We start from the raw sequence: 18,709 nt of genomic DNA, 5'->3' as shown, positions 1-18,709 counted from the left end.
TTCTTATTCGGCGGCGACCCGCGGACTGGTTTTCCAGGCACCAGCCGCAGGCCGCTTCAAGCCGAGATTCTCGCGCAGGGTCTTGCCGGCGTAATCCCGGTGAAACAGCCCGCGGCGCTGCAGTTCCGGCACGACATGCTTGACGAAATCGGCGTAGGAGCCGGGCACGATGGTGGCCGCGATGACAAAGCCGTCGCAGCCGCGCTCGACGAACATCTCCTCCAGCTTGTCCGCGATCTCCTTCGGGCCGCCGACGATGGCATCCTGCACCTGGCCGCGGCCGGAGAAGGTGACGAAGTCGCGCGCGCTGGGATTGGTCTTGCCCGATGCCTTGAGCACGCCGTCGCGAATGCCCAAAATGCCCTGCATGCTCTTGAGCTCTTCCGTGGTCAGCGGCTCGCCGAGCGGTTTTGACGCAAAATCGTAGTTCAGCGCTTCCGCCAGCAGCGACAGCGCATCGATCTGCAGCGGCAGCTTATTGATGACAGCCATCTTGTCCTCGGCCTCGGCCTTGGTCGCGCCGCAGACCGGCGTGGTGAGGTTGCAGAGGAACATCTGGTCGGGGTCGCGGCCGGCCTTTGCCGCTTCGTTGCGCACGGCCGCATAGCCTTCCTTGGCGGCGGTGACGTTGCGCGCTGCCGTGAAGATCACCTCGCCCCATCGTCCCGCAAAGCGCTGGCCGCGGCCGGACGCACCGGCCTGGATGATGACGGGATGGCCCTGCGCCGAGCGCGGCACCGTGAACGGCCCGCGCGACTTGAAGAACGCGCCGTTGTGATCGAGCCGCTTCACCTTGGCCGGCTCGGCGAAGCGACCGCTCTTCTTGTCCATGATCAAGGAGTCGTCTTCCCAGGTGTCCCAATGGCCGAGCACGACTTCCATGAACTCGTCGGCCCGGTCGTAGCGGAAGTCATGTTCGAGATGGGCGTCCTTGCCCATGTTCTGGGCCTCGCCGTCATTGAGCGAGGTGACGACATTCCAGCCCGCGCGTCCGCCCGACATCAGGTCGAGAGTTGCGAAGCGGCGCGCAACGTCGAACGGCTCGTAATAGGTAGTGGAGCAGGTCGATCCCAGCCCGAGCTTCTCGGTGACCATGCCCATCGTGGTCAGCACGATCAGCGGATCCATCTTCACGCAGCGAATGCCGTATTCGACGGTGTGGGCATGGTCGTTGCCGTAGCGGTCCGGCATCGCGAGGCGGTCGTCGAAGAACGCCATGTGGAATTTGCCGGCTTCGAGAATCCGGGCGATCTCCTGGTAGTAATCGGCCGACATCGAATCGTCGCGCGATTCCGGGTGCCGCCACGAACTCGGCAGGTTGGTGCAGTTCTGCGCTTGCAAGAATCCCACCAGCGCCATTTGCCGTGTCATGCCGTTCTCCTTGCGCGGGCCGGTGTGGATTTCATTTCAGGTCGAGTTAGGCGGCGAGCTTGTAGTCGGTGGCGAGCGCCTTCAGCCTGTCCCAAGTGGCATCCTCGACCTCGATGCCGTCGCGCCGGCGCTGCTGCTCACGGATATGCTCGATCTCGCCGGGATAGAACACGCCGGGAGAGCCTTCCGACGGCGGGGTCGATTTCAGATAGCGGGCGAACTCGCCGACTTCTTTCTCGAAATCCTTCAGGGGACGGAACGCCGCGACATTGAACACCGCCATGAAACATCCGTCATTGTGCCGGCCGGTCGGCTCGACGCCAAAGCCTAGGCCCGTGAGCAGGCCACACAGCACTTCCACCATCGCGGCCAGCCCGCTTCCCTTGTAGCCCTCGCTGCCGCCGAGCGGCAGCAGCGCGCCGCCCTTGCGATACTGCGAGGGATCGGTGGTATGCCGTCCCTCGGCGTCGATGATCCAGCCTTGCGGGATTGGTTCGCCACGCGCGACCGACAGCGCGATCTTTCCCGCCGCCACCGCCGAGGTCGCCATGTCCAAATAGAACGGCGCCTCGAGATCGGACGGCACCGCAATCGAGATCGGATTGGTGCCGAGCCGTGCCTCACGTCCGCCGAACGGCGCGACATGTTTTGGCGAGCGGCCGGAATCGGCGGCCGCAATGCCGATCATGCCGGCCCGCATCGCCATCAGGGGATAGGCGGCGAGCCGCCCGACATGGCTCTGCCGGAACACGGTGCAGGCGGCGACATTGGCGGTCTTGGCCTTTTCGATCGTCAGCGCCATCGCCTTGGCGTTGACGTGAAAGCCGAAGCCCCAATGGCCGTCGATCACGGTCGTAGTCGGCGATTCCTGCACGATGGTCCATTTGGCGCCGGGCACGATATGGCCGGTCTTGATGCGGTCGATATAGGTCGGGATCGCGATCACGCCGTGCGAGTCGTGGCCGGCGAGATTGGCGTTGACGCAGCCGACAGCTACCGCATCGGCTTCCTCCTCCGACGCCCCGGCGGCCCTGAGCAGCGCCGCGCCGATGCGCGTGAGACGGTCGGCCTGGACCATCGGCATGGCAATTTCCTCACCCTTTAACGCCCGCGCGGATGGCGGGTCTTGTTTGGTGCCGGCATGCTCTCAAAGCGGCGGCGGTAGGGCAAGCGTGGAAATATCCTGTTAGCCATGCTGCGGACACGGCTCTGGCGTGCGGGGATTTCCATTCCAGGAAAATTCGATCCATGCCGGCCGGCGGTATGGCTGACAAATCGTGAAAGTACCGTAGTTCTCCTGAGCGGCGCCAATTGCCGTTGGTCCGACATTTACTCTGATTGGCAACGGCAAGTCGCCGATAACGAGCATTTAGGCCTGCTACACGCATAAAATCCGCGGGGGCAGCCCGGCGCTGCCGGCAGGAGCTTGGGGACGGTGAAGACCGATATCGCGCGCACGCTCGCGGCGTTGAATGCGACCAACGAAGCGATTCTGTACGCCAAATCGCCCGAAGAATTGTACGCCAAGGTCTGCGAAGCCGCGTTCTCGGTTGGCGACTTCCTGGCCGTGGCAGTTTTCCTGCTGGAACCCGAAACCAATCTTCTGCGTTTCGCCGCCGGTTGCGGCGATGATGTGCCCCGTCTGCGCAGCATCGACATTTCCGTCGTGGCCGATACGCCCGAAGGATCCGGAGTTTCAGGGCATGCATTCCGCAACCAGCGCGTATGCGTCAGCAATGATTTCCTGAACGACACGCGCTCACTGCCCTGGCGCGACGGCGCCAAGGCTAACCAGGTCGGCGCGGCAGCTGCGCTGCCGCTGATCTGCAACGGCCAGAGCGTCGGCGTGCTGCTGGTTTCGCGGCGCGAGGCGTACTCGATCGACGATCAACTCGTCGCCATGTTGGAGCGTGTGTCGGCCAACATTTCGTTTGCGCTCGACAATTTTGACCATGAAGCCGCGCGCAAGAACGGCGAGCGCACCACGCGGCGCCTGAACCGGATGTTCGGCGCCATCAGCGCGACCAACGAAGCCATTCTTCGCGCCAAGACCGAACAGGAACTCTACCAGCGCGTTTGCGACGCCGCGGTTCACAGCGGAAAGTCCGCAGCCACAGTGGTCCTGCTGGCACAGCCGGACTCAATCTGGTTGAAGCCGGCCGCAGGTACCGGCGCCATCGCCGAGCAGATCATGCGCGCGCCGTTCTCGATCGATGCGGGCAACCCGTATGGAACCGGCGTCTGCGGCAAGGCCTTCCGGACACAGCAGCCGTCCGTCAACAACGATATCCTCAGCTCGACGCAGGGGCAGCCCTGGCATCAGGCCGCGCGCGAGACGGGCGTCACCGCCTGCGTCGCCGTTCCCCTGATCAAGGCCGACGAGAGCATCGGCGTATTGATGTTCTTTGTCGGAAAGCTGTGGGCGGAGGACGAAGAGATCGTCGCGCTGATGGCGCGCATCGCGGAAAACGTCTCGTTCGCGCTGGACAATTTCGAGCGGAGCAACGAGAAGGCGAGGGCCGACGCGCAAAAGGAACGGCTGGCGCGCATGCTGGCGGCGCTCAGCGCAACCAACGAAGCGATCGTTCGTGCAACGTCGCGGACGGAGCTGTTCGAGCTGGTATGCGAAGCCGCCGCGAAAGGCGGCCGCTTCAACTCGACCAGCATTCTCCTGGCCCGTTCGGACAGCGACTATACCGACATGGTTGCGGTGGCGGGACCGACCGCCGCCAACATGCGCCGGGTGAAGGTTTCGACCAACGCGGATCATCCGGAAGGGCGCGGGCTGTGCGGCAACGCCTTCCGTTCCCGCCAGGCCTGCATCGCCAACGATTTGCGTGCCGATCCTCGCGGGTCGGCCTTTCACCAATTCATTCACAGCGACGGCGCAATGTCGGGCGCGGCGTTCCCGCTCATGGTTTCCGGCCAGCCGGTCGGAGTGATGTTTTTCATCTCCTCCGAAAAGAATACGTTTACGCCCGAATTCGCCGAACTTTTGCAGCGTCTCACCGACAACGTGTCGTTCGCGATCGGAAATTTCGATCACGCCGATGAAAAGGCGAGGACCGAAAGTCAGAAAGAGCGCCTGACGCGGATGTTCGCTTCGCTGAGCGCAACCAACGAAGCCATCATGCGGGCCAAATCCCGCGAGGAGCTGTTCGATCTGGTGTGTGAAGCCGCGGCAGGTGGCGGCAGGTTTACCTCCACCACCATCGCATTGGCCGATTCCGGCAGCGACCTTCTCAGAATCGTCGCTGCCTCGGGCCCGGCGGCCGAGACGACACGGCATGTCAGGTTGTCGGTGGATGAAAGCCGTCCCGAGGGCCGCGGGCTCAGCGGAACGGCGTTCCGAACCAGGCGGCCATGCATCACCAATGATTATGTGACCGATCGGCGCGTCGCCGCTTTCCAGGCGATCGTTGGTTCCTATGGCGCTCAGTCAGGCGCCGCCTTTCCCCTGCTGGTTCGCGGCGAGCCGGTCGGCGTCATGATTTATATGTCGCTGGACAAGGACACCTTCACCCCCGAATTCGCCGAGCTGCTGCAGCGGCTGGCCGACAACGTGTCGTTCGCGCTGGACAATTTCGACCGCGCCGACGACAAGGCGAGGACCGAGGTCCAGAAGGAGCGCCTGACGCGCATGCTTGCGGCGCTCAGTGCGACCAACGAGGCGATCATCCGTGCCTCGTCGCGGCCGGAACTGTTCGAACTGGTATGCGAAGCGGCGGCGACGGGTGGCAAGTTTACCTTGACCTCCATCGCGTTGGTAAAGCCTGACAGCGATCTTCTCGATGTCGTGGCTGCCGCCGGTCCGACCGCCACTAGCGCCCGCCAGGCAACGCTTTCGACCAGCGAGACGCGACCGGAGGGACGTGGGCTGTGCGGCCAGGCGATACGATCGCAGCGCGCCTGCATCATGAACGATTACCTCGCTGATGCGCGCGCCGCGGTGTTTCACGGTACAGCGCGCACGGACGGTACGAATTCAGGTGCGTCGTTCCCCTTGTTGGTGCAGGGCCAAGTAGTCGGCGTGATGTCTTTCATGTCGCGCGAAAAGGATACGTTCACGCCCGAGTTTGCGGAGCTGCTGCAGCGGCTGGTCGACAACGTGTCGTTCGCGCTGGAGAATTTCGATCGCGCCGATGAAAAGACCCGCGCCGACGAGCGGATCGAGTATCTGGCGTCGCATGACAGCCTGACCAACCTGCCGAACCGCGAAATGTTCAACGGCATGCTCCGCCGCGCGATCGATGCGGCCGCGCGCTATCAGCGGCAGTTCGCGCTGCTGTTCATCGACCTCGACAGGTTCAAGGTCATCAACGACTCGCTGGGCCATGACGCCGGCGACATGCTGCTGGTGGAGATCGGCGGCAGGCTGCGCCGCGCGCTGCGTTCGAGCGATGTGGTGGCGCGGCTCGGCGGCGATGAGTTCGTGGTCATTCTGGAGGAATCGGCCGAGCGAAACGAGGTCGAGCGCATTGCCGGCGAATTGCTTTCCGTGCTCAGCCAGCCACTGCAGCTCAGCGGCCATGAATGCCACACCACCGCCTCGATCGGGATCGCGATGTATCCGTCCGACGGCACCGACATCCAGACGCTGACCAAGAATGCCGACATGGCGATGTACCTCGCCAAGGAGGACGGTAAGAACGGCTTCCGCTTCTTCACCAAGGAATTCAAGACACAGTCGATCGAGCGCCTGACGCTGGAAAGCGCCCTGCGCCGCGCGCTGGAACGCAAACAGTTCTCGCTGCACTATCAGCCCAAGGTCGACATGGCGAGCGGCCAGATCACCGGCGTCGAGGCGCTGCTGCGGTGGATCCATCCCGAGCTCGGCACCGTCTCCCCGGGCCAATTCATCCCGCTGGCCGAGGAAATCGGGCTGATCGTCCCGATCGGCCGCTGGGTGCTCAAGGAAGCCTGCGCGCAGAACATGGCCTGGCAGCGCCGCGGCTTGCGGCCGGTGACGATGGCGGTCAACCTGTCGCCGCGGCAATTCGCCGATTCCCATCTGTTGCACGACGTCGACGAGGCGCTTCTGGCAAGCGGCATGTCGCCGGTGCTGCTGCAGCTCGAAGTCACCGAAAGCATGGTGATGCGGAACGTCTCGCGCGCGATCAAGGTGCTTGACGCGATCCAGAGCCGCGGCATTCGCCTGGCCATCGACGATTTCGGCACCGGCTATTCGTCGATGTCGCTGATGAAGCAATTCCCGATCGACACCATCAAGATCGACCGCTCCTTCGTGCGCGACCTGCCGGTCGATTCCGAAGACCAGGCCATTGCGCAGGCGATCATCAGCATGGGCAAGGCGCTGGGCATGACCGTTATTGCCGAGGGTGTCGAGACCGTGGAACAGGAGACTTTCCTGCGCAACCATGCCTGCGACGAAATGCAGGGTTATCTGTTCTCCAAGCCGCTGCCGGCAAAGCAGATGGCTGATCTGCTCCGAGCCGAACCGCGGCTTGCCTCGCCGCCGTTGCAGCCAGAAGCCGGGTCAGGGCTGAAAAGCGCTGTCGTCTGACGGCTGCGGGTGCAGCTCACGGACCGTCGGGTCCGGGATGTCGTTCTTGCGGGGAAAGTCGTACGGCCAGGGCAGCGACGTCTGTCCCGCAAAGGCCTGCAGGAAGATTTCTGCCGCCGCCGCATACGTCGCCTGATCGGGCAGGCCGAGCTCGGTGCACCATTCGGCCGGCAGGGATATCGGCGCGTGGCGCAACTGTATCGCGGGTCCCCACCACCACGCCGGAGCGGGCGACCGTTCCGCTTCGGGAACGGCCCGCCAGCGCGCATATTCGCCGATTATGCGCTCGAATTGCAGTCGCGCCGCTGGATGCATTTCATCTCCTGAAACCGGATGATAGCCGCATCCTTGCGCCGCGCAAATGCGTGTCAGCCGGCTACTGCCGGCCATGCTGCCAGTGCGAAGTCACGTCCGCGCCTGACTTGTTGAGGTGGACATGCTGATCGACATGGTCGACCCATGACACCGGAATGAAGTGGTGGTGCTGTCCGTCGGGCGAACTCTGCTTGGTCAACTTGATCTTGTCGGTCCCTTCCATGTGGTCGACCTTGCCGACCGTCTTCTTGTCCGACGAGATGACGTCCATGTGTTCCTTGATCTGTTCGGTAACAGCCATGTTTCATATCCGTAGAATGGTTGGGAACATGAAACGCGCCGTCGTCGAAATGGTTGCTGCGGCTATTTCTCTTCCGCCGCCGTCGAGGTCGCCGGACCTTCGCCCATGATCAGCAGCACGGCGTCCTCATCCTTGGCGCCGTCCCAGTGCACCTGCTTGCCGAAATGCGTAACGAAACTGCCGGCCGGCATCGGCGTCGTATTGGCCGGATCGAATTTCGGTCCCGAGCCGACCCACCACGTACCCTGCAGCACGACGATGTAGCGATCGTTGGGATGGAAATGCGGGCGGCTGAAATGATTGCCCTTGGTCCACTTATTGTAGACCATGTAGAAGCCGGGTTTCGAGGGATCGCCGACCACGACGGCGCTTTGCGCGCCGGCCGCATTGACCGGACCCCAGGGGATCTGGTCCGGCAGCTTGTAGATGACCGCGGCCGGATTGAGTTCCGCAGCGGCGGCGATGCCCGTCATCGCGGTCACCATCAGCAGCGTCGCGAGGTATCGCCCAGGTCGCCTTGCCAGCTTCATGGATTCCTCCCTCGATCGGCTTTTTAGCTGTCCGTCCACGCTAGCCGGTCCTGTTCTTGGGACACAAGGCGTGCTTCTGCATGCGTGACCGGCGGCTGCGATACGCACGGTACGCACAACGCAGCTGCAGCATGAAAAACGGATTTACGCCCGAAATTGTGATGCTAGGTTGCCGCCCAACCAAGAGCAGCCATGGGAGGGTTACGTTCATGAAGCGTTTGTCGGTACTTGCGGCCGGTCTGTTGGTCGGCGCCGCCGCTATCCAATTTTCCAGCGTGGCGTCCGGCCAGAGCGACGGCTGGGTGACGCTCCTCGACGGCACCAAGATGGGTGACTGGACCGAGGTCGGCAAAGCCAATTGGGCGATGAAGGACGGCGCGCTGGTCGCGGACAAGATCACCGAGGGCAAGGATCCGTCCTATCTCGTCAGCAAGCAATCTTACAAAGACTTCGAGATGAAGGTCGAGTTCTGGGCCGACGATGACGCCAACAGCGGAATCTTCATTCGCTGCGACCAGTCGGCCAAGATCGACGCCAAGATCTGCTACGAGGTCAACATCTTTGACAAACGGCCCGATCCGACCTACGGCACCGGCGCGATCGTCGATGTCGCCAAGGTCGACCCGATGCCGAAGGCGGGCGGCAAATGGAACACTTACGAAATCACGGCCAAGGGCCCTCAGCTCGTCGTCGTGTTCAACGGCCAGAAGACCGTTGATGTCCAGGACTCAAAACACGCCAGCGGCCCGTTCGCGCTGCAATACGGTTCTGGCGTGATCAAGTTCCGCAAGGTCCAGATCAAGTCGTTGTAAGCCGCCGCTCGCTCAGTCTGCGCGGCGCGAGCGCACAAGTTTCCGCTTCGTCATGGCCGGGCTTGTCCCGGCCATCCACGTCTTTGTTGCTACAACATAGGAAGACATGGATGCCCGGGACAAGTCCGGGCATGACAAGCTTGTGGATCAACCGTCCTTATTGGGGACGCGCTGCATCGGACCGCCGACGCTCAGGCGACGACGGCTGCCTCGCCTCAATCGCGACCAGGACCGATTGTCTTCAACGGATGCGCCGTCTTGTGCCACGCCCAGGCGGTGCGAATGATCGTCGCAAGATCCGAATGAACGGGATTGAAGTTCAGCGTCGCGCGTGCAGCGGAGGGATCGGCGACCAGATAGGTCGGGTCACCGGCGCGGCGCGGTTTGACGACATGCGGGACTTCGCGACCGGTCTCGGCCGCAATCGCCGCGAGGATCTCGCGCACCGAAAAACCGTTGCCGGTACCGAGATTGAAAGCGCCGCCGGAATGTCCCTCGAGCAGCAGCTTTAGCGCCAGCACATGGGCGGCCGCCAGATCGGTTACGTGGATGTAGTCGCGGATCGCCGTTCCGTCCGGCGTGTCGTAATCGTCGCCGAATACGGCGAAATCAGGCACGTGCCCCTGCAGCGCCATCATCGCGCGGGGGATCAGATGTGTCTCCACGTCGCGCAACTCGCCGATGCCGCCGGCAGGATCGGCGCCCGCGGCATTGAAGTAGCGCAGCGCGAACGAGCCGAGGCCGTAGGCTGCGCGATAATCCGCCAGCACACGCTCGATCATCCATTTCGAGGCGCCATAGGGGTTGATCGGCAGACAGGGATAATCCTCGCGCAGCGCCTTGCTGTCGGCATTGCCGTAGACCGCGCCGGTCGATGAAAACACCAGGCGATTGCAGCCGGCGTCGCGCATGGCCGCGAGCAGCGACAGCGTGCCGGCGAGATTATTGGCGTAGTATTTCTGCGGATCGGCAACGGACTCGCCGACCAGGCTCGACGCGGCAAAGTGCATGACGGCCACGATGTCGTGCTCGGCAAAGCTCCGCGCCAGCGTCGCCTTGTCGGCGATATCGCCGACGACGAGCGTGCTCGCGGCGAAGCTGCGATGGCCAGTCGAAAGATTGTCATAGGTGACGGGCAGGTAGCCTGCCGTATCCAATGCCCTGCAGCAATGCGAGCCGATATAGCCGGCGCCGCCGGTGACGAGAATGGCTGGACGGTTGCTCATCGATTGCGTGTCCCGTCGATGTCCGCCGATCGGCTCCTGTTCAGCAACAAATAGAGCGCGCGCGGGTTGGTGGTCAGATAACGCCAGAACAGGCGGCGTGGCTCCAGCCAGATGCGCCAGACCCATTCGAGGCCGGCATTCTGCATCCATAGCGGCGCGCGGACGCGGCTGCCCGACAGGAAATTAAACAGCCCGCCCGACGTCTTGATGACGCCGACATTGGAGAGGGCCGGCGTGAACTCCTCGACAAAGGCCTGTTCATAGGGCACGCCGAGCGAAACCCAGAGATAGTCCGGCGCCAGCGCGTTGATCTCGGCGACCTTGGCCCGCAGCGCCCCGCCGCGAAGATAGCCGTGGCAGCGGCCGATGATCTTGAGTTCGGGATATTGTTTGCGGACGCTGGCGACTGCGGCGGCGTTCTCCGCCTCGTCCGCGCCGAGCAGGTAGAAGGTCAGGCCGGCCGCCTGCGCCTTGCGGGCGACGACGTGGAACAGGTCGGTGGTCGCGACGCGCTCGGGTAGCGGTGTCGTCGATTTGAAGCGCGACACCGTCACCAGCGGCTGGCCGTCGGCGTTGATCAGATCGGCGGCCCGGAACAGCCGGTCGGTCATCGGCTCGGTCGAGCAGCGCGCCAGCACCTCGCCATTGGCCGAGGTCAGGTAGAGCGGACGATCGGCGCGGCGCTGCGGGAACACCATGTCGATCATGAAGTTCGCGGTCTGCTCGAGATCCAGCACGGCAAGCCGCAGCCCGCCCAGCGTGATGCGGGGTATGCCGGCCGTGGCCGCCCGCCCGACGGTATTTACGCGGCGCTCAAGCATATTGCTTGTCTCGCTGCTGGCTGACCGTTGGGTTGACTTCGCTGAGGACGACACCCACGAGCCTGTGCTCGGTCCCGCCGAGGGCAGCGATGATGTCTTCCATGCTGTCGTTGATATCGAACTGCACCGGCAGGATCGCTACCAGGCCCTCGGCCATGTCGAGCAGTTTGCGATCGGACGGGCTCCACGGCATGGCCGGCCCGTCGAGGATCACGAGGTCATGACCGCCGGATGAACGCGCCTGAGCAATCGCCTTGCGGATAGCGTTGCTCGCTTTGGCGTCCGTGGCCTCGATAACCGGGAGGATCGAAATTCCGTTCGCGGTCGCGATCGCACGGGGCGGCTTGGTTCCGATGTTAAGCCAGCCGAACCGGCTGGGCTCGGTCTTGTCCAGGTGGCTCACCTTGTTCGACAGCGCGCGTTCCCTGAAATCGGCATCGATCAACAGCACCTTGGCGCCGTCACGCGCGGCGGCGAGCGCGATGTTCAGCGCGGCGATGCTGCGGGCCTGATCCGGGCTGGCGCCGATCACGGCCATGACAGGCGTTCTTTCGGTACGCCTGGCCAGCGCCGCGCGCATCTCGCGCAAGGCAGTGAGGACGGTCATCAGCGGAAAGCCCGGGCGCAGCGTCGGCCAGCCCAGACGCGTGACGTCCGTAGTGCCGCCGGTCGCCAGGATACTGCCGAGCGTGCGCATCACGTCGACTTCTTGTAGCCGCGCGATCGGCGGCTTTTCGATCAGGCTGACCGCGGGCTGCGGCTGGCGTTCGGCGGCGGGCGGCTCGCTCGCGGCCTCGGGTGCGGCGGGCTGCTCCGAAGCTTCCGACGGCGCCTTGCCCCGGGGCTGAAACGCAGTCGTGCGCGGCATCAACTGGTTGACGGCGACGAACCAGCCGGCGGCGGCTAGCCCGCCCAGGGCGAAGCCGATCATCGCCAGCAGGCTCATGGCCGGCGGGAAGGTGCGCCGCTGCGGCACGGTGGCTTCGCCGATGATGCGGGCGTTCGAGGTGTTGAGGCTCTCCTGCTCCTCGGTCTCGCGCGAGCGCTTCAGGAACGACTGATAGACGTCGCGGCTCGCCTCGACGTCGCGTTCGAGTTCGCGCAGGCGCACCGAGGCCTGGCTCATCTGGACGCTCTGGCGCTTCTGGGTTTCCAGCGCCTTGTTGAGCGAGTTCTCATAGTCGCGGGCGCGGACCAGATCGTTCCTGGCGGCCTGTGCAAAGCGCTCGACTTCCTCATTGATGGTGCGGCGCAGATCCTGCACCTGCTGCTCCACCTGGCGCAGCGCGGGATGACGCGGTCCGAGTTCGGCTTGCAATTCGGCCTGGCGCTTGCGCGCTTCGGCTTGTTGCGCGCGCAGATTGGCGATTGTGGGCGACTGCAGCGCCTCGGGAATCGCGCCGGCGTCGCTCGACGCCTTGCGGCTGGCTTCGATCTGGTCGAGTTTGGCCTTTGCGTCGAGCGTCAGCGCGCGCGCCGCGGCGAGCCGCTGGTTGCTGGCCGAAAGCTGCTGGTCGCTGATCAGCGTGTCCTGGGTGCCGACGAAATTGTTCTGCGCCTTGTAGACCGCGAGCGTGTTCTCGGCATTGCGAAGCCGCTCCTGCAATTCCTTCAGCCGGCCGGAAAGGTCGCTGGTCGCGCGCCGCGCGGCGGCAGCCTGCGACTGCTTGGATTCGGCGAGATAGGCCTTCGAGATCGCGTTGGCGAGCATCGCCGCCTTGGCCGGCTCATACGACCAGACGTCGATATCGACGATGAAGGTGCGATCGGTCTTCTTGACGTTGATGTGCCGATTGAGCGCTTCCAGCGCGCTCATTTGTATCTGCTTCTGCTGCTCTGCGGTCGGCCGCAGCTCGATCCCGACCAGGCCGAGCAACGATCCGAACAAGCCTTTGGCGTCGCCGCCGAACTCCGGATCCTTTTCCAGGTTGGTATCGCGGATCACCTGCAGGAGTACGTTGTTCGAGGTGATGACGCGCGCCTGGCTCTCTACCACCATCGCAAGGCCGGACATATCCTGGGCGCGAGGCGTCAATTCGCGATCGACCAGCTGCAATTCGCGGGGATCGACGTAGAGCTGGGCGGAGGCGGTATATTTCGGCGTCAGACTCTTGCCGACCGCAACCGCGACGCCGGCGGAGATCAGCGCCGCTGATGCGATCGCGACCTTCCGTTGCCAGAGGAGCTGGGCCAGGTCGAGCACGCTGAAGCCGACTGGCGCGGCCATCGCGGCGGGCCTGACCTCAGGCTTTATCGGCTGGTCATAGATAAGCATCGACCCCAGCTTCCATTCGAACTGCCGCACGCATCGGCTGAGGGGTTACTCTTCGGGCTACGCCGGGTGCGCTGGAAAAAAGCGCTGAACAAACGCAACAGGGAAAATTAACCATACTCACCAAGGGACTATTCACCGAATTGGCAAACAAAGCGTTTAAGCGCGGGCGCATCGCATCGCCTCCGCCATGGTCAGGGCCGGAATGTTCCGCCGGGATGCCGCTCGAAGCGCATGCTCGAGCAAAGCGGGCGAGCAACCATAGCGGCTCGGCCGTTCCGTGACGTCGTGGCCGTAGAAAATTAACCATCTATTATTGCTTTGCGCCAGTCGGTGGCTGACCTTCGCCCGTGTCTCTGACAACATCGCGTTCATGGTCAGCGCTTTCGCAGGATGACGTGGTAGTCGCCGTGCCGCACGTCGGTGCGGCCGGGCAGGAATAAGTTCATTACGCGCGCGGCCGCATCCACCAGCGCCGCGAAGACGGGCATGCGCAGCCGCATCTCGGGATAGCGCGGGCTCTCATACTGCTTGCGGTAGATCATCTGCAGGCCATGCTGTTCGGCGAACGCTTCCAGATTAGGAAGCGGGACCAGCGGATGGAACAGCGTCGGGAACGGCGCGTGGCCGGGCAGGCCGGCTTTCTTGTCGCCACGGACATGGCGATAGAACCAGACGTGGAACCAGTGCGGCGAGTATTTGGTGACGACGCCGGACAGCGAGCGCGGGTTCGGTGCGCCGATCAGGATCATGCCGCTCGGCTTCAGCGCTTCGCAGAAATTCAGTAGCGCCGCTTCGACATCGGGCACGTGCTCGATCACGTTGTAGCAGATCACGAGATCGAAGCTGTTGGGCTTGAAGCGATAGGCCTGGATGTCGCCGAGGATCGCCTTGTGCGCATAGTCGTTGTTGCGGATCTGGTCCTCGTCGATATCGACCACGGTGACGTGGGCGCGATGCAGCACCTTGAGCGGCAGGAAGCTGGTCGAACCGCCGCCGGCCTCGTAAATCGAGAGTTCGCCTTCAGGCAAGGTCGCTTCGAGAATGCGGTGAACGGTCAAGAGGCTCTGCCGCGCCTCGCCATGCGCCAGTTCGAGCAGCGCCTGCGGATGCTGCACGGTTTCGGGATTGGCGGCTGCCGTCTGCGCGTGTCCGATGGTGACCGCCTCGTTCATCGACTTCGTCCATTCCGACGTGGAGGTTGCCTTGTTCATTTCAGTTTTCCCAATCGACGCGCTTGAAAGCGTCCATCAATGCTTGATCCGACCTGTGAAGCGACGGATCGAACGGCACGCGGTTGGTGCGCTGATATTTCCAGTTGCTGCCGATTTCGCGGAAGTGGCGGAACGAAAAATCCCCAGTGCAGAAATATGAGGCCCACCAGGAGAAGATCGAATGGACGTGCCATTGCGCATGGGTGGGGCATCGGCCGGGGACCACCGTCCATTTCGGCAGGCACGCGTTGGCGTCGCGCCGGATCACGAACCTCGAACGTTCATATTGCGGCGGCATGAAGATCGAGAAGTCGGTATGGCGAAGCGGAGCGCGCATGTCGTCGTGGACGCCGTCGTCGATGCCGATGATCCATCGCCCGCGATATCGGACGAGGCCGGTCCATGACTGTTCGGCGGCTTCGAACACCGATTGTCCCGTCTTCGACAGCACCAACTCGTCGATATCGGAGTTCATGGCGCTCCGCGCATGCTGCAGGAAGCGCCATCTGGCGTGCTCCCAGGCGCCCAACTGGCAGAAATCGGAATCCCAGTGGTCCCAGCTATTGGCTCCCTGCGGGCCGTATTTGAACGGCCACTCCATCACGACGGAGCAGCGGATGCCCGGGACCGACCGAAGCGCCGCGCTCAAGGTGGCGCTGTCGTAGGCGCTGGAGCCGTTATCGTAGATGAGAACCGCATCGGCCCCGTGAATGTCGCGGTTGAACCTCACCCAGTCGAGGATCCATTCGATCGGATTGTCCTTCGACATCGTGAAGATGACGCGGCGATCCCGGAACACCTCCGAACAGTTCGGCGAGGCCGAGAACGCGAAGCTGCCGAGTTCACCCAATGCCTGGACCGGGGCTGTATTCTCGGGAATATCCAGCCACAATTGGGCGTGGCGGTCGAGGTGCCTTGTCCGCGCCTTGCGCGTCCCGGCGCCGCTGATGAAGGTGGTCGTCGCGACGTCGCGCGCCAGGTTGAAGAACGGCGGCGCGAACAGGGCGATCTGTGATTTGCTCACCTGCACCGCGTCGTAGAACAGCGTGTTGCTGTCGAAGTCGCGGTCGAAGTTCTCGCCCCGACACGCGAGCGGGCGCGTCGCCTCGCGGCGCTTGTCGGTGAAGTCCGACAGCGACACCGGGTTGGTTCGGCAGATCACATGTCGATTGTCGGCCGCCACGGCCGCATTTCTGCTGGCGAGCCGCATCATGGTTCTCTTGCCGATATGCCGGATAGTCCCGTGGACGGGGCGGTGACGGACGCGGACGGGAGGACGTGTCCTTCAAGATTTGATTGGCCTGCGGCCGGCCAGAGATTGCGCCGCGCGCCGTAAGCGATCACGGCCTGGCGCAGGCCCGCGATGTCGAACGCGAAGGCGGCGAGGGCGTATACGATGCAGCCGGTCGTGGCCAGCACGGCAAACGAGACCACGCCGATCGGAAGCAGCGGTTTCAGGAACGTCAGCACCAAAGCCATGATCGCCGTCGCCGCGACGATGCGCATGATGTGGGGCGCGTTGAAAGGCAGCGGAAACGCCTTCCGCGTCAGGAACCACCCGAACGCTGCGCCGAAGGCTTCGACGATGACGAGGCTCGATGCGGCGCCGACCAGGCCAAATCGGGCAAGCAGGACCGGCATGACGGCGAGGTTCGCGACCAACATCGCGATGCTCTGCGTCGTCATCATGAACGGCGTCTTGGCGAGGTGAAAGCTCGCGTGAATGTAGGACTGGGAGAATGACTGGAACAGCCAGGCAAAGGCCAGGATCGGCATGATCTGCGCCGCGGTCTCGCGGAACTCGATGCCGAGGATCACGCCGGCGATATAGCTGCTCGTCAGCGCCACGCCGACGACCGCCGGCAGCACGGCGGCCAGGAGAATTTCGAGGCTGAATTCCAGATGCGGCCGTGCTTCACGGTCGCCGCCGGTTGCGTAGGCGCGCACCGCCAGCGGGATCGTGGCGGACGCGATGCTCACCGCGGGAATGAGGATGATCTGCCGGACGAGATCGGCGGATGCGCCGTACTGACCGGCCGCATGGTCGCCCATGAAATGGAACACCAGCATGCGGTCGAGCGCCGCATGGATCGCGAAGACGATGCCGGACAGCGTGATCGGAATGCCAAAGGACGCGAATGTCCGCAGATCGGAAATCTTCGGTCCTGCGACGGGGGATCGCAGGATCGTGCTCGCAAACAGCGTCGTCGTGACGAAATAGGTGATGGCCACCATCGCGAGCTGGCACAGTCCGCCGCCGCCGAGAAGTGCTGCGGCCAGGCACAGCGTGAACGCCAGGCAGGCGCGGATGATCGACGCCGTCATGAACGCAAGCGATTGTAGCCGCGCTTTCAGTAGCTCCTGCCCGAGCTCGAACAGGCCGAGCCCGAGCGCGAAGAAGATGGCAGCGATATTTCGCTCCAGCGATACCGACGTCGTCAGCGTGGCAACAAGGAGTGCGATCGGCGCGGCGAGCGCGGAGATGAGATAGGCGAGGAAAATGGTCTTCCTGACGTCGACCGCGCCGCCCTCCGACTGAAAACGCAGCGCGGCGACGCGGACCCAGGTGAACAGCAGCGCCGAGACGATACCCGCGGTGCTGAGCCCGACGACATAGACGCCATATTCGTCCGGTGAGAGCAGGCGCGTGAATACGACCGCGCTCAGCAGGCCGATGGCGGCCGACACGACGCTTGCAACCGAATAATGGAACGTCTGGCTGAGCATTAGTTCGGCAATGGGTCCAGGGTTAACAACACGACACTATTCATCTCGACAAATCGGCGGGAGGCCCGCCGTTAACAGGCGCAAACCTCCCGCGCTGCCCATTGGAGCAAGATCGGTGCCGAACCCGCGCTGAACGTGCTGCGGCGCGTCAGCGTGGTTAATCCGGCGGTTTTCCGCCGTCTGCTGCAGATAGGCGACGAAGCCAGGAATTTTCGGCACATCCGGTCCTTCCACGATGTCCGCATTTGCGACATCCGGTCGCCGCTGCAGTTCCACAGTAACCATAGGGGCAGCGCTGATCGTGCGTGTGGTCCGCGCTGGACCGGATATTGCAAAGCCGGTTGCCGAGATCGCCGGCCTTGTCGGCAAATGGATTGCCGATGAGCTTTTGTTTGATTTTTTTTCGAGAATCTCTTTCTGCAAGCAGGGGCCGTGAGGCTGCTGTTCTTTTTGGGACAGCCGCCTTGTCCGGCCTGTGTCCTTTTGCGACGGCGCGAACTACTCATCGCGCAAGGTGCGTTAACGCCGTGCGCGACGCGAGGGCAGCCGATGTTTCGAACTGATCCCAGGCGACGCAGGGGGCACGGCCTGAAGCGGCTGCTGCTGTTGCTGGCGGTCTTCGTGCTGACCGTGCTGCTGCTGGCTCGCGTCGACAGCAATGCGGCCTCACGCGGCGTTTCCAACCCGGCGAAATTTGCCGGCGCCTTCGTCAATTGGGGGCCAGTCGGGCGCGAGCATACGCTGCAGACGTGGGAAAAATGGCTGAAGCAAAAACCGTCCTCGGTGTTGGGCGTCGACTTCTACGGTCAGACGACGTGGGAGGATTTCTCCAAATTGAACTGGGTTCCCGGCGTCTGGAAGAAGCTCAATCCGTCGCGCAACGTGGTCTGGTCGATCCCGCTGACCATGAAAGGCACGCCGCTCGCCGACGTTGCCGAAGGGCTCCACGATATCGAATTCGAAGTGGCGGCCCGGGCGATTTCGGAAGCGCATCCGAAAGCGATCATCCGGCTCGGCTGGGAAATGAACCTGGCTGAGATGGCATGGTTCGCGAAAGGGCATGAGGCGGATTACATCAAAGCGTTCCGCCGCGTCGTGGAAATATTCCGCCGTCACTCCTCAGGCTTCAAGTTCGACTGGTGTCCGGGATGGGGACCGCAGGAAATGCCGGCGGACGCGAGCTATCCCGGCGACGATGTCGTCGACTACATCGGCCTCGACGTTTACGACTTCAAGCATGACGGCACGCCTGAGGAGCGCTGGAACAACTTTTACGTCAAGGCGCCGTTCGGCCTGGAATGGCATCGCGAGTTTGCGCGTCTGCACGGCAAGCGCATGAGCTATCCCGAATGGGGCGTCGGCAATGCCGGCGACAATCCGTTCTTCATTCAGCAGATGCATGACTGGTTCATGAAGAATGAGGACAGGATTGCTTACGCTGCGTACTTCGATGTCGACGGGGCGTGGCCGACACAGATCGACAACGGCGCGTTTCCGAAGTCGCAGCTCCTGTTCCGAAAGCTGTTCAGTCGTTGATCTGCGGTCGGGGCTGTTCAGCGCGGATTAACTCCGTCCATTAACCGTCCTCGGAGTTCG

At 63.3% G+C, this 18,709-nt stretch carries 15 protein-coding genes; 3 read left to right on the top strand and 12 right to left on the bottom strand.

Annotated features, from left to right (window positions below):
• Positions 1–3 precede the first annotated feature (3 nt).
• Positions 4–1,371 carry an LLM class flavin-dependent oxidoreductase gene (locus ACH79_RS03820; RefSeq protein WP_161849832.1) on the bottom strand — a complete coding sequence of 456 codons (1,368 nt, stop codon included), beginning with the start codon at positions 1,369–1,371 and terminating at the stop codon, positions 4–6.
• Positions 1,372–1,417: 46 nt separating this feature from the next.
• Positions 1,418–2,455: an Ldh family oxidoreductase gene (locus ACH79_RS03815; protein WP_161849831.1), complete on the bottom strand. Its 1,038-nt coding sequence runs from the start codon at positions 2,453–2,455 to the stop codon at positions 1,418–1,420.
• A gap of 351 nt (positions 2,456–2,806) precedes the next feature.
• On the opposite strand from ACH79_RS03815, the gene ACH79_RS03810 reads away from it, so the two are divergent.
• Positions 2,807–6,895 carry a GAF domain-containing protein gene (locus ACH79_RS03810; RefSeq protein ID WP_161849830.1) on the top strand — a complete coding sequence of 1,363 codons (4,089 nt, stop codon included), beginning with the start codon at positions 2,807–2,809 and terminating at the stop codon, positions 6,893–6,895.
• Here ACH79_RS03810 and ACH79_RS03805 read toward each other — a convergent pair.
• The 3 genes from ACH79_RS03805 to ACH79_RS03795 form a co-directional block, all read right to left on the bottom strand.
• Positions 6,869–7,210, bottom strand: coding sequence for a hypothetical protein (locus ACH79_RS03805; RefSeq protein ID WP_161849829.1), 342 nt, complete (start codon positions 7,208–7,210; stop codon positions 6,869–6,871). The genes ACH79_RS03810 and ACH79_RS03805 overlap by 27 nt on opposite strands.
• A gap of 61 nt (positions 7,211–7,271) precedes the next feature.
• Positions 7,272–7,511 (bottom strand): DUF2171 domain-containing protein, encoded by a 240-nt coding sequence (locus tag ACH79_RS03800; RefSeq protein ID WP_057838047.1) that lies wholly within the window; start codon positions 7,509–7,511, stop codon positions 7,272–7,274.
• A 62-nt stretch (positions 7,512–7,573) separates the two neighbouring features.
• Complete coding sequence (locus ACH79_RS03795; protein ID WP_246738413.1) at positions 7,574–8,041, bottom strand: cupin domain-containing protein; 468 nt, start codon at positions 8,039–8,041, stop codon at positions 7,574–7,576.
• Positions 8,042–8,250: 209 nt separating this feature from the next.
• Between ACH79_RS03795 and ACH79_RS03790 the strand changes: the two genes are divergently transcribed.
• Positions 8,251–8,853, top strand: a complete 603-nt coding sequence (locus ACH79_RS03790) for a DUF1080 domain-containing protein (protein ID WP_161849828.1) — start codon at positions 8,251–8,253, stop codon at positions 8,851–8,853.
• A gap of 215 nt (positions 8,854–9,068) precedes the next feature.
• Here the strand turns inward: ACH79_RS03790 and galE are convergent, their stop codons facing one another.
• The 7 genes from galE to ACH79_RS03755 all read right to left on the bottom strand — a co-directional run bounded on the left by galE (position 9,069) and on the right by ACH79_RS03755 (position 17,536).
• Positions 9,069–10,079, bottom strand: a complete 1,011-nt coding sequence (gene galE, locus ACH79_RS03785) for a UDP-glucose 4-epimerase GalE (RefSeq protein ID WP_161849827.1) — start codon at positions 10,077–10,079, stop codon at positions 9,069–9,071.
• Positions 10,076–10,900 (bottom strand): WecB/TagA/CpsF family glycosyltransferase, encoded by an 825-nt coding sequence (locus ACH79_RS03780; RefSeq protein WP_161849826.1) that lies wholly within the window; start codon positions 10,898–10,900, stop codon positions 10,076–10,078. Before ACH79_RS03780 ends, galE begins: the two co-directional genes overlap by 4 nt.
• On the bottom strand, positions 10,893–13,175 hold the full coding sequence (locus ACH79_RS03775) for an exopolysaccharide transport family protein (RefSeq protein WP_161849825.1): 2,283 nt from the start codon (positions 13,173–13,175) through the stop codon (positions 10,893–10,895). The genes ACH79_RS03780 and ACH79_RS03775 overlap by 8 nt, the downstream gene beginning before the upstream one ends.
• 374 nt (positions 13,176–13,549) lie before the next feature.
• A complete protein-coding gene (locus ACH79_RS03770) occupies positions 13,550–14,386 on the bottom strand; it encodes a bifunctional 2-polyprenyl-6-hydroxyphenol methylase/3-demethylubiquinol 3-O-methyltransferase UbiG (RefSeq protein ID WP_246738412.1) in 837 nt (278 codons plus the stop codon).
• Position 14,387: 1 nt separating this feature from the next.
• A complete protein-coding gene (locus ACH79_RS03765; RefSeq protein ID WP_161849824.1) occupies positions 14,388–15,596 on the bottom strand; it encodes a hypothetical protein in 1,209 nt (402 codons plus the stop codon).
• Positions 15,596–17,113, bottom strand: coding sequence for a polysaccharide biosynthesis C-terminal domain-containing protein (locus ACH79_RS03760; protein WP_161849823.1), 1,518 nt, complete (start codon positions 17,111–17,113; stop codon positions 15,596–15,598). Before ACH79_RS03760 ends, ACH79_RS03765 begins: the two co-directional genes overlap by 1 nt.
• Before the next feature lie 36 nt (positions 17,114–17,149).
• Positions 17,150–17,536, bottom strand: a complete 387-nt coding sequence (locus ACH79_RS03755; RefSeq protein WP_161849822.1) for a hypothetical protein — start codon at positions 17,534–17,536, stop codon at positions 17,150–17,152.
• Positions 17,537–17,662: 126 nt separating this feature from the next.
• On the opposite strand from ACH79_RS03755, the gene ACH79_RS03750 reads away from it, so the two are divergent.
• On the top strand, positions 17,663–18,649 hold the full coding sequence (locus tag ACH79_RS03750; protein ID WP_161849821.1) for a glycoside hydrolase family 26 protein: 987 nt from the start codon (positions 17,663–17,665) through the stop codon (positions 18,647–18,649).
• Positions 18,650–18,709: the final 60 nt, after the last annotated feature.

The organism is Bradyrhizobium sp. CCBAU 051011, assembly GCF_009930815.1.
Taxonomy (GTDB): domain Bacteria; phylum Pseudomonadota; class Alphaproteobacteria; order Rhizobiales; family Xanthobacteraceae; genus Bradyrhizobium.
Note: the sequence above shows the minus strand (reverse complement) of the source record. Positions and strands in the feature narration are given on the sequence as shown.

What these genes read in the sequence shown, in the direction of transcription:
- ACH79_RS03820 (WP_161849832.1), bottom strand. Translation starts at nt 1,371, where the DNA reads ATGACACGGCAAATGGCGCTGGTGGGATTCTTGCAAGCGCAGAACTGC.
- ACH79_RS03815 (WP_161849831.1), bottom strand. Translation starts at nt 2,455, where the DNA reads ATGCCGATGGTCCAGGCCGACCGTCTCACGCGCATCGGCGCGGCGCTG.
- ACH79_RS03805 (WP_161849829.1), bottom strand. Translation starts at nt 7,210, where the DNA reads ATGCATCCAGCGGCGCGACTGCAATTCGAGCGCATAATCGGCGAATAT.
- ACH79_RS03800 (WP_057838047.1), bottom strand. Translation starts at nt 7,511, where the DNA reads ATGGCTGTTACCGAACAGATCAAGGAACACATGGACGTCATCTCGTCG.
- ACH79_RS03795 (WP_246738413.1), bottom strand. Translation starts at nt 8,041, where the DNA reads ATGAAGCTGGCAAGGCGACCTGGGCGATACCTCGCGACGCTGCTGATG.
- ACH79_RS03790 (WP_161849828.1), top strand. Translation starts at nt 8,251, where the DNA reads ATGAAGCGTTTGTCGGTACTTGCGGCCGGTCTGTTGGTCGGCGCCGCC.
- galE (WP_161849827.1), bottom strand. Translation starts at nt 10,079, where the DNA reads ATGAGCAACCGTCCAGCCATTCTCGTCACCGGCGGCGCCGGCTATATC.
- ACH79_RS03780 (WP_161849826.1), bottom strand. Translation starts at nt 10,900, where the DNA reads ATGCTTGAGCGCCGCGTAAATACCGTCGGGCGGGCGGCCACGGCCGGC.
- ACH79_RS03775 (WP_161849825.1), bottom strand. Translation starts at nt 13,175, where the DNA reads ATGCTTATCTATGACCAGCCGATAAAGCCTGAGGTCAGGCCCGCCGCG.
- ACH79_RS03770 (WP_246738412.1), bottom strand. Translation starts at nt 14,386, where the DNA reads ATGAACAAGGCAACCTCCACGTCGGAATGGACGAAGTCGATGAACGAG.
- ACH79_RS03765 (WP_161849824.1), bottom strand. Translation starts at nt 15,596, where the DNA reads ATGCGGCTCGCCAGCAGAAATGCGGCCGTGGCGGCCGACAATCGACAT.
- ACH79_RS03760 (WP_161849823.1), bottom strand. Translation starts at nt 17,113, where the DNA reads ATGCTCAGCCAGACGTTCCATTATTCGGTTGCAAGCGTCGTGTCGGCC.
- ACH79_RS03750 (WP_161849821.1), top strand. Translation starts at nt 17,663, where the DNA reads ATGTTTCGAACTGATCCCAGGCGACGCAGGGGGCACGGCCTGAAGCGG.